Below are 9823 nucleotides of genomic sequence, written 5' to 3'. Positions count from 1 at the left end.
CGGCCGCCCGCGGTGGCGGCGCTGCTGGACGAGCTGGCCGCCGCCTCCGCCGCGACGGGCTAGGGCCTGTTTTGCGGATCTGGATCTTTGGTTTGTGGCTTGATGGTGGCCATGGTGCGGCGACATGAGTTGACCGATGCGGCCTGGGCCCGGATGGAGCCGTTGCTGCCGGTCGCTTCGGGGCCTGGTGGGCGGTGGCGTGACCACCGGCAGGTGATCAACGGGATCTTGTGGAAGGTCCGGACCGGTGCGGACTGGCGGGACGTGCCCGAACGCTACGGGCCGTGGCAGACGCTCTACCAGCGGTTCCGCCGCTGGAGCGCGGACGGGACGTGGGAGCGGCTGCTGGCGCACGTCCAGGTCCACGATGACGCGATCGGGGTGGTGGACTGGTCGGCGGTGTGCGTGGACTCCACCATCGTGCGCGCCCACCAGCACGCCGCCGGCGCCCGCAAAAAGGGGAACGGTCGGGGACGAACCCGACATCACCGGCCGGCGGGCAGGCACTCGGGCGATCCCGCGGCGGACTGACCACAAAGATCCACCTGGCCTGCGACGGGCGCGGCCTGCCGCTGGCCTTCACCGTGACCGCCGGCAACATCAACGACTGCACCCGGCTGATCGAGGTCGTCGAAGCCATCGCCATCCCTCGGACCGGACCGGGCCGACCGCGCACCCGGCCCGGGCACCTGATCGCCAACAAGGGCTACTCCACCCGCATCATCCGCGACTACCTTCGGGGGCGGCGCATCCCGCACACCATCCCCGAACGCAGCGACCAGCTCGCTGCCCGCGCCCGGCGCGGACACCGCCGCTGCGGATTCAGCCGGGACCGCTACCGCCGCCGCAACGTCGTCGAACGCTGCTTCAACCAGCTCAAACGCTTCCGAGGCCTGGCCACCCGCTACGACAAACTCGCCGCCCACTACCGCGCCGTGGTCACCATCGCCAGCCTCATCCTCTGGCTCAACCACGATCCACAAAACAGGCCCTAGCCGCGGTCAGGACAGGTGGCGGTCAGGCCAGGTGGCGGTGCAGGTCGGTGAGGCGGCTCGCGGCGGCCTTCACCGCCTCGGCCAGGGCGGGCATCCGGTCGTCGCCAAACCGCACCGAGGGGCCCTGCAGCGCGACGGCGGCGAACACGCGCCCGCCGCCGTCGCGGACCGGCGCGGCCACGGCGCGGACGCCGGCCAGCCGCTCCTCGTCGTTGACGGAGTAGCCGCGTTCGCGGACGCCCCGCAGGTCGGCCTCCAGTTCGGCGCGCGTGGTGAGGGTGGCGGAGGTGTGGCGGGCGTACGGCTCCTCCATCGCGACGGGGTCGCCGTCGAAGGCCAGCAGCGCCTTGCCCGTCGCGCACGCGTGGATCGGGTCGCGGTCGCCGGGCGGCTGGTCGTAGCGCAGCGGATGGACCGACGGCAGGTGCAGCAGCACCGCGACCTCGTCGCCGGCCCGCACGCCGAGGCTGACCGCCTCGCCCGTCCCGTCGCGCAGCGCGGTCAGTTCGGGCTGCAGCAGGGTCGAGCCCATCCGCTCCAGCGCCAGGCGCCCGAGGATGGCGGTGGTGGGGCCGAGGAAGTACCGCTCGGTCGCGGGGTCCTGCGCGAGCATCCCCGTGGCGTGCAGGGCGCCCACGATGCGGTGCGCGGTGCTGACCGACAGGCCGAGGCGGTGCGCGATCTCGGTGGGGGTCTGCCGGGCGGCGTCCTCGAAGGACCGCAGCACCGCCACGGAGCGGTCCACCGTCTGCGTGCCCGCCTTGGGCTGGGGCGTCCCTTCCGCGCGGTCGTCCGTCACGGGTCCCATCCTCCCACCGCGCCCGGCGCCGGGACGGCGGGGGGCGTGCGATAGTGGGGCGCGTGGCACCCGACACCCCGGTACGCGCGCCCCGTCCCCGCAAGGCCCGCACGGCGGGCGGGAGGGCGCGGGGCCCCTCGCCGTCGCTGACGGTCCGGCACGGGATCGGGTTCACGAGGAACCCGTGCGCGAGCCTGCTGCGCCTGCACGCCGAGGCGGGCCCGGTCGCGGTCGTCGGGACGCGCCGGATGCCGTTCGTGCACCTGTTCGGCCCCGACGCCAACGCGTTCGTGTTCGCCAACTCCGGCCTGTTCCGCTGGCGGGAGGCGTTCGACCTGCTGGTGCCGGTGAACGGGGAGACCGCGCTGATCGTCAGCGACGGCGCCGACCACCGGCGGCGGCGCCGGCTCGTGCAGCCGGCCTTCCACCACCGGCGCGTCGCCGGGTACGTGGCGCGGATGGCGGCCAACACCGACGCGGCGCTGGAGTCCTGGCGCCCCGGCCGGACGCTGGACGCCTACGCCGAGCTGCGCGCGGTGATCCGCCGCAGCACGGTGGAGGTGCTGTTCGGCGACCGGCTCGCCGCCGACAGCGAGGTGATCGGGCGGCGGCTGCAGGTCGCGCTCGCGGCCGTCGACCGCAACTTCGTGCTGCAGATGGTGCTGCGGTCGGTGCCCAACCCCTACATGCGGCGCGTCGCGGCGTCGCGGGCGCTGGTCGCCCGGCGGGTGGACGAGGAGATCGAGCGGCGGCTGCGCGAGGGCGGCGAGTACGACGACGTGCTGGGCATGCTGCTGGCCTCGCGCGACGAGGACGGCGCGGGCCTGACCCGCCAGGAGCTCCAGGACCAGGTCATCAGCCTGATCTCGGCCGGGTACGACACCACCAGCGCGGCGATGGCGTGGGCGGTGCACGCGTTGCTGGCCCATCCGCAGGCCGAGGAGCGGGCGCGGCGGGAGGTGGCCGAGGTGGTCGGCGACCGGCCGGTCGAGGCCGCCGACCTGCCCGCGCTGGAGTACCTGGACGGGGTGGTGAACGAGACGCTGCGGCTGTTCCCGCCCGCCGTGCTCAGCGCCCGCGTCCCGGTCGAGGACTTCTCCTACGGCGGGTACCGGGTCCCGGCGGGGGCGATGGTGTTCTACTCGCCGTTCGTCACCCACCGGATGCCGGAGGTGTGGCCGCAGGCGGGGCGGTTCCGGCCCGAGCGGTGGGACCGGTCCTCGGCGCTGTACCGCCCCACCACGCCCGCGACGTACCTGCCGTTCGGCGGCGGCCCGCACCGCTGCATCGGCTCGACGCTGGCGACGGTGGAGATCAAGACGATGCTGGCGTGCCTGCTGCGCCGCACGCGGCTGTCCCTGGTCTCCCCCGCCGCCACGCCGACGAGCGTGACCGCGATGCGCCCGCGCGGCGGCGTGCCGGTGCGGGTGCTCGGCTAGTCGGGGTCCCGGTTAGTTCTGGCGCAGGCTAGTTCTGGCGCAGGCAGACGCAGAAGGGGTGCCCGGCCGGGTCGGTCAGGACGCGCCAGCGGTCGCCGCCGGGCTGGAAGTCGGGCCTGGCCCCGCCGAGGCCGGTGACGGTCTCCTCGGCCTTGTCCAGGTCGTCGACGTAGAAGTCGAGGTGGAACTGCTGGGGCCGCTCCCCCTCGGGCCAGGTGGGCGGCAGGTGCCCGGCGACGCCCTGGAAGTAGACGTCCACGCCGTTGGGCAGCTTGACGGCGGAGGCCTCGGGGGTGTCGTAGGTGATCTCGCCTCCGGTCACCGCGGCGTAGAACGCGGCGAGGGCGGGCGGCTCCGGGCAGTCGAGGGTGACGGCGACGAACTCCGCGATACCGGGCATCTATCGGCTCCTTCGTGATCGGTGTGCCTTCAGGCTTCCAGAGGAAGCTGACATCTTCTGTCAGGTACAGCGATCATCTCGACGCGAAGCGGCCGGGCCGGTGACGTGCCCCGGCCGGGCGGCGCGGGCCAGGCGCTCGGCCATGGCCGCCACGCGGTCGCGCAGCTCGGCCGGTTCGCGGATCTCGAAGTCGAGGTCGAGGTAGGCGATGCGCAGCGCCGTCCACTCCAGGGAGTCGGCGGAGGTGCGCAGCACGCAGGTGCGGTCGTCGACCGGCTCGATCTCGGTCTCGGTCACGCGGAACCGGTCGGCCAGTTCCCGCGCGGACGCGCGCACGAGCAGCACCGCCCGCGTCGCGGGCTGCGATCCCGCCAGGAAGCGGGTGACGAACTCGGCCGTGCCGGCGGCGGGCAGCTCGCGCGGTGCGACGCGCACGCCGGTCGGCAGCGGGGAGGACACGCGGTCGACGCGGAAGACCCGCCAGTCGTCGCGGACGGTGTCGAACGCGACCAGGTACCAGCGCCGCCCCGCCGACACCAGGCCGTGCGGCTCGACCAGGCGCCGGGTCTCCCGGTCGCCGGCGCCGCGGTAGGCGAAGCGGACGCGCTCGTGGTCGCGGCAGGCGGCGGCCAGCACCGTCAGGGTCTCGGGGGCGGCGACCGGCCCGGCGGGCGGGGAGCCCAAGGTGGTGGTGGCGGCGTGCAGGGCGGTGACGCGGCGCCGCAGCCGCGCGGGCAGGACCTGTTCGAGCTTGGCCAGGGCGCGCACGGACGCCTCGGCGATGCCCTCGACCGCTCCCCCGGTGGCGGCGCGCAGCCCGACGGCGATCGCGACGGCCTCCTCGTCGTCGAGCAGCAGCGGCGGCATCGCGGCCCCGGCCTCAAGGACGTAGCCGCCGGCCGCGCCGAGCGTGGCGTGCACGGGGTACCCGAGGCCGCGCAGCCGCTCGATGTCGCGGCGGACGGTGCGGGGGCTGACGGCCAGGCGCTCGCACAGCTCCGGCCCGCTCCACTCCCGGCGGGTCTGCAGCAGTGACAGCAGCCGCAGCAGGCGTTCGGACGACATGACCCCAGTATGCGGCGAATGCGGTCAGGTCCTGGCCTCTTTGCCTCCTAGCGTTCCGGTCATGAACGGGGACCACATCGTCATCGCCGGCGCAAGGAACAACAACCTCAAGGACGTCTCGCTGCGCATTCCCAAGAACCGGCTCGTGGTGTTCACCGGGGTGTCGGGTTCGGGCAAGTCGTCGATCGTGTTCGGGACGGTCGCCGCGGAGTCGCAGCGGCAGCTGAACGAGACGCTCAGCTGGTTCGCCCGCGACCGGATGCCCCGCCACGAGCGGCCCGACGCCGACGTCATCGACCGCCTCGCGCCGGCGGTCGTGGTCGACCAGCGGCCGATCGGCGGCAACGCCCGCTCCACGGTCGGCACCATCACCGACATCTCCCCCGTCCTGCGGGTCCTGTTCTCCCGGCACGGCACGCCGAGCGCCGGGTTGGCCGCCGCCTACTCCTTCAACGACCCGCGCGGCATGTGCCCCGAATGCGACGGCCTCGGGCATGTCGCGCGGGTCGACCTGGACCGGTTCCTGGACACCGGGCGGTCGCTGAACGAGGGCGCGGTCGACTTCCCGCCGTTCGGCGTGGGGACGTTCGTGTGGCAGCTCTACGCCGAGTCGGGCCTGTTCGACCCCGACAAGCCGCTGCGGGACTTCACCCCCGAGGAGTGGGATCTGCTCCTGCACGGCAAGGGGTTCCGGGTGCCGCGCCGCAACCGGACGGGGTCGATGGGCCACAACGCCTACGAGGGCATGATCGAGCGTTTCCAGCGCCTCTACCTCAAGCGGGACCTGGCGTCCCTGCCGCCGAAGGTGCGCGACGCGGCCCGCCGCGTGGTGCGCGAGCAGACCTGCCCGGCCTGCGGCGGAGCGCGGCTGAACGCGGCGGCGCTGGCCTCGCGCGTCGGCGGCCGCACCATCGCCGAGCTGTCGCGGATGGAGGTCGGCGACCTGGTCGCCGCGCTCGGCGAGATCACCGACCCGGTCGCCGCGCGGGTCGCCGAGGAGGCCGCCGCGCGGCTGCGGCGGCTGACCGACATCGGCCTGTCCTACCTGTCCCTGGACCGGCCGACCCGCACGCTTTCGGGCGGGGAGGCGCAGCGGCTCAAGGTCGTCCGGCACCTGGGGTCCAGCCTGACCGGGATGACCTACATCTTCGACGAGCCCAGCGCGGGCCTGCACCCCCGCGACGTCGACCGGCTGAACGCGCTGCTGCTGCGGCTGCGCGACAAGGGCAACACCGTGCTGGTGGTCGAGCACGACCCGGCGGTGATCGCCGTCGCCGACCACGTGGTCGACATGGGGCCCGGCGCGGGCGTGCACGGCGGCGAGGTCGTGTTCACCGGCACGGTCGCGGGGCTGCGCGCGGCCGCGACCCCGACCGGGCGGGCGCTGGGCCGCGCGGTGCGGGTGAAGGACGCGTTCCGGGAGCCCGGCGGATGGCTGGAGGTGACCGGCGCCCGCACCCACAACCTCAAGGACGTGACGGCGCGGTTCCCCTCCGGCGTGCTCACGGCCGTCACCGGCGTGGCCGGGTCGGGCAAGAGCACCCTGGTCATGGACGAGTTCGCCGCGCGGCACCCCGACGCCGTCGTGGTGGACCAGTCGGCGATCGCGGCGTCCCGCCGGTCCAGCCCCGCCACGTTCGTCGGCGTGATGGACCCGCTGCGCCGGCTGTTCGCGCGGACGAGCGGCGCCGACGCGGCGCTGTTCAGCCACAACTCCAAGGGCGCGTGCCCCGAGTGCGACGGGAACGGCGTGATCGTCACCGACCTGGCGTTCATGGACCCGGTCACCACCATCTGCGAGGCGTGCCGGGGCGGCCGGTACCGCCCGGAGGTCCTCGCGCACACGCTGCGCGGCCGCACGATCGTGGACGTCCTGGCGATGACCGCCGAGGAGGCCCTGCCGTTCTTCGCGGGGGACGCCGCGGTGGACGCCGCCGGGGACGCCGACCCGGCCGAACGCGCGATCGCCGCGCGGCTGCGCGCCCTCAACGAGGTGGGGCTCGGCTACATGACGCTCGGGCGGCCGCTGGGGTCGCTGTCGGGCGGCGAGCGCCAGCGCATCAAGCTGGCGACGCGGCTCCACCGCCCCGGCACGGTCTACGTGCTGGACGAGCCCACGACGGGCCTGCACATGTCCGACGTCGGGGCGCTGCTGGCGCTGCTGGACCGGCTGGTGGACGGCGGCGGGACCGTCATCGTCGTCGAGCACGACCTTCAGGTGGTCGCGCACGCCGACTGGGTGGTCGACCTCGGGCCCGGCGGGGGCCGGCACGGCGGCGAGGTCGTGTTCGCCGGGACCCCCGCCGCGCTGCTGGAGGAGCCGTCCTCGGTCACGGCGGAGTTCCTGCGCCGCGGCCTGCCCGGGCGGGCCGCGGCGCGCCGCTAGTTGTCGGGGACCAGACGGGCGGGGAACCCGCCGGTCGCGATCGGTCCCCACCGCTCGATGGTGACGCGGATCAGGGACTTGTCCTGGCGGCGCATCGCCTCCCGGTACTCGTCCCAGTCGGGGTGCTCCCCGGCGATGCAGCGGTAGTAGTCGACGAGCGCGTCGGCGGCCTCGGGCATGTCGATGACCTCGGCGGTGCCGTCGACCTGCACGTAGGGGCCGTTGAAGTCGTCGGACAGCACGCACACCGACACGCGCGGGTCGCGGCGGGCGTTGCGGGCCTTGGCCCGCTCGGGGTAGGTGGAGACGACGATGCGGCCCTGGCCGTCGACGCCGCACGTCACCGGCGACATCTGGGGCCGGCCGTCGGCGCGGGCGGTGGACAGCAGCGCGTGGTGGCGGGGACGCAGGAACTCCAGCAGTTCGGAGCGGTCGACGCGGTTCGCGGTGGCGATCGAAGGAGCCATGCCCGTAACTCTAGGAAGCGGGCGCCGATGAGTTCGGCGCCGCCCCGCGGTCTACCTCTCAGAGGCGGTTCACCAAGGAGGCGACGATGAGCGATCGCGATCCCGTCGAGGCGCGTGACCTCGACATCTACGGGGCGGGGGAACTGGCGTGGGACGGTGTGCGCGACGCGCTGAAGGGGGCGCTGCCGAAGCCCGGGACGCCGGTGTTCCTCGGAACGGTCGGCCCGGACGGGCGCCCGCACTCGGCGGGCGTCGGCGCGCTGTGGCACGACGGTGACCTGTACGTCGTCAGCGGGCCCGGCACGCGCAAGTCCCGGAACCTGGCGGCGAACCCGGCGTGCACGATCTCGGTCCGCACGCCGGTCGGGGACGTGGTGCTGGAGGGCGAGGCCGGGCGGGTGACCGATCCGGAGGTGCTGGAGGCGGTCGCGGCCGGGTACCGGGACGGCGGGTGGCCGGCGCGGGTGGAGGGCGAGGCGTTCACCGCGCCCTACAGCGCGCAGAGCGCGGGGCCGCCGCCGTGGTGGGTCTACCGGATCGCCTTCCACACGGTGTTCGCGGTGGGGACGGTGGAGCCGTACGGCGCGATGCGGTGGAAGTTCGCGCGCTGACCGGTGCGGGCGGTCAGCCGCTCAGCAGGGCGAACAGGCCGGCGCAGGTGAGCGCGACCATGACGGCGGCGATGGGAAGCTGCCCCCGCGTGGCCGGGCCGGGGCCGCGCAGGGCGAGGTCGTGCGCGGCGATCGTCCCGGCGATGTGGCCGAGGACGATGGCGTTGACCTGGACCTGCGCGACGAGGGTGGGGCCGGCGAGGTCGTAGTCGACGCGGTTGCCGGTGGAGCCGAGCAGGTTCAGGCCCGTCCCGAAGGGGTCGCTGGCGAGGATGAACGTGGTCTGGCCCTCCAGGACGAAGAACGAGAAGTAGTGGGCGAGGGTGTAGCCGAGGGCGATCGGCAGCAGCGTCGCGGCGAACCGGGCGGGCCCGGACCGGTCGGGCGGGAGGGCCGGGTCCTGGCGGGTCAGCCGTGCGCTGAGCCGCAGCGCCGCCACGTACAGCAGCGCGACGGCGCCGACGGCGGCGGCCAGGCCCAGGGTTCCGGCGGGCACGCTCGCGGGGTCGACATTGTCGCGCCAGTAGGTGGTGCGGGTGACGCCGTCGAATCCGGTCGAGCCGATCAGCACGCAGGCGGTCGCGGTGAGGCCGGGTTCGGGGTCGCCCTTCATCAGGCCGGTGAGCGGGGTGCGCAGGACGAGGGCGCCGTCGCCGCGCCGTCCGATGGGGCACAGGCGGGCCAGCAGGCTGGAGTAGGCCTCGAACCCGTCTCCGCGGGTGAACCAGTCGCGGCCGAACCACCAGGCGGGGGCCAGGTTGGCGGCGGCGTAGGCGAGGATGAGGGCGCCGACCAGGCGCGGGTCGGAGCGGTGCGGGGCGACGAGCTCCAGCCAGACGAACCCGGTGAGCCACGCGGCGGCGGGCCAGTAGCCGAGCCGGGCGGGCAGGGCGCGCCGCCCCGCCGGCGGGGTGCGGGTGGCGCGGCAGAGCGCGGCGTGCAGGGTCCGCAGCGGGTTGACGCGCCGCCACACGGGCCCGAGCAGGACGCTGGCGGGCACCAGGCCCACCCAGAACGTCACGAACAGCGCCCACGGAGCGAGGTTGCGGGCGTCGGAGGCGGGCCCGGCGAACGCGACGGCGACGACCAGGGCGGCCGCGGCCAGTGCGAGGGCGCGGCCGGCCGCGGTGAGGGCGGGCGCGTCGAGCGCGCGGGCGAGGGCGGGGGGCAGCGGGCGTCCGGCGTCCGGGTGGAGGCGGGGCCGTTTCCACGCGGCGGTGAGGGCGAGGAACGAGGCCGCGACGGCCAGGCCGCCGCCGGTGATGGCGGCGACGGCGTCCAGGGGCAGGTCGGTGCGGCCGCCGAGCCCGTGGGCGAGCACGTGCACGGGTCACCCGACCTGGAGTTCGAGGACGCGGGCGCCGGAGTGGTGCAGCTCGGCCTCGAACACGCCGGGGGTGTCGGCGGTGAAGCGCAGGACGGCCGTCGCTCCGGGGCGCAGCTCAAGCTCGCGGTCGTAGCCGTGCAGGTGGAACTCGTCGGCGGTGTCGCCGGTGACGGTGATCTCGACGGCGGCGCCGCGGGGGACCTTCACGCGGCGCTGCGCGGTGCGGGCCTTCCCGCCGGTCACGGTCACGGCGATCCGGACAGGTACGGGCGCGAACGCTACTTCTACGCGTTCGTGGTCGCGGTCGTCCTGTTCACCGTCGGCTCCGCGTTCT

General features: G+C 74.7%; 9 protein-coding genes and 1 pseudogene. 4 read left to right on the top strand and 6 right to left on the bottom strand.

Features of this window, described 5'->3' with window-relative positions:
• The first annotated feature begins 114 nt into the window (after nt 1-114).
• Nucleotides 115-995 (top strand): IS5 family transposase gene (locus tag AB0K37_RS37290; RefSeq protein ID WP_363989572.1). Its coding sequence is split into 2 segments (ribosomal slippage): nt 115-495 and nt 498-995, totalling 879 coding nucleotides; the frame shifts between segments, so codons are not numbered across the junction.
• Between the two features lie 22 nt (nt 996-1017).
• On the opposite strand, the gene AB0K37_RS37285 is transcribed toward AB0K37_RS37290, so the two are convergent.
• Complete coding sequence (locus tag AB0K37_RS37285; RefSeq protein ID WP_363989569.1) at nt 1018-1794, bottom strand: IclR family transcriptional regulator; 777 nt, start codon at nt 1792-1794, stop codon at nt 1018-1020.
• Nucleotides 1795-1856: 62 nt separating this feature from the next.
• Between AB0K37_RS37285 and AB0K37_RS37280 the strand changes: the two genes are divergently transcribed.
• Nucleotides 1857-3233: a cytochrome P450 gene (locus AB0K37_RS37280; RefSeq protein ID WP_363989566.1), complete on the top strand. Its 1377-nt coding sequence runs from the start codon at nt 1857-1859 to the stop codon at nt 3231-3233.
• Nucleotides 3234-3261: 28 nt separating this feature from the next.
• Here the strand turns inward: AB0K37_RS37280 and AB0K37_RS37275 are convergent, their stop codons facing one another.
• Both AB0K37_RS37275 and AB0K37_RS37270 read right to left on the bottom strand, forming a co-directional pair.
• Entirely contained in the window at nt 3262-3633 is a 372-nt protein-coding gene (locus AB0K37_RS37275) for a VOC family protein (RefSeq protein ID WP_363989564.1), read from the bottom strand.
• A gap of 60 nt (nt 3634-3693) precedes the next feature.
• A complete protein-coding gene (locus AB0K37_RS37270) occupies nt 3694-4698 on the bottom strand; it encodes a YafY family protein (RefSeq protein WP_363989561.1) in 1005 nt (334 codons plus the stop codon).
• A 61-nt stretch (nt 4699-4759) separates the two neighbouring features.
• On the opposite strand from AB0K37_RS37270, the gene AB0K37_RS37265 reads away from it, so the two are divergent.
• The gene (locus AB0K37_RS37265; protein ID WP_363989559.1) at nt 4760-7084 is read left to right on the top strand and encodes an excinuclease ABC subunit UvrA; all 2325 of its coding nucleotides are present in this window, start codon (nt 4760-4762) and stop codon (nt 7082-7084) included.
• Here AB0K37_RS37265 and AB0K37_RS37260 read toward each other — a convergent pair.
• Nucleotides 7081-7551: a PPOX class F420-dependent oxidoreductase gene (locus AB0K37_RS37260; RefSeq protein ID WP_363989556.1), complete on the bottom strand. Its 471-nt coding sequence runs from the start codon at nt 7549-7551 to the stop codon at nt 7081-7083. The genes AB0K37_RS37265 and AB0K37_RS37260 overlap by 4 nt on opposite strands.
• An 86-nt stretch (nt 7552-7637) precedes the next feature.
• On the opposite strand from AB0K37_RS37260, the gene AB0K37_RS37255 reads away from it, so the two are divergent.
• Nucleotides 7638-8162, top strand: coding sequence for a pyridoxamine 5'-phosphate oxidase family protein (locus AB0K37_RS37255; RefSeq protein ID WP_363989554.1), 525 nt, complete (start codon nt 7638-7640; stop codon nt 8160-8162).
• Nucleotides 8163-8175: 13 nt separating this feature from the next.
• Here AB0K37_RS37255 and AB0K37_RS37250 read toward each other — a convergent pair whose 3' ends face one another.
• Together AB0K37_RS37250 and AB0K37_RS37245 are read right to left on the bottom strand one after the other, a co-directional pair.
• A complete protein-coding gene (locus AB0K37_RS37250; RefSeq protein ID WP_363989551.1) occupies nt 8176-9489 on the bottom strand; it encodes a hypothetical protein in 1314 nt (437 codons plus the stop codon).
• Nucleotides 9490-9492: 3 nt separating this feature from the next.
• Nucleotides 9493-9823 (bottom strand): annotated as a pseudogene (locus AB0K37_RS37245) (hypothetical protein); the annotation flags it as partial.

It is taken from the genome of Actinomadura sp. NPDC049753 (assembly GCF_040674655.1).
Lineage (GTDB): Bacteria > Actinomycetota > Actinomycetes > Streptosporangiales > Streptosporangiaceae > Spirillospora > Spirillospora verrucosospora.
The sequence above is the reverse complement of the archived record's forward strand: the minus strand, read 5'-3'. Positions and strand labels throughout refer to the sequence as shown.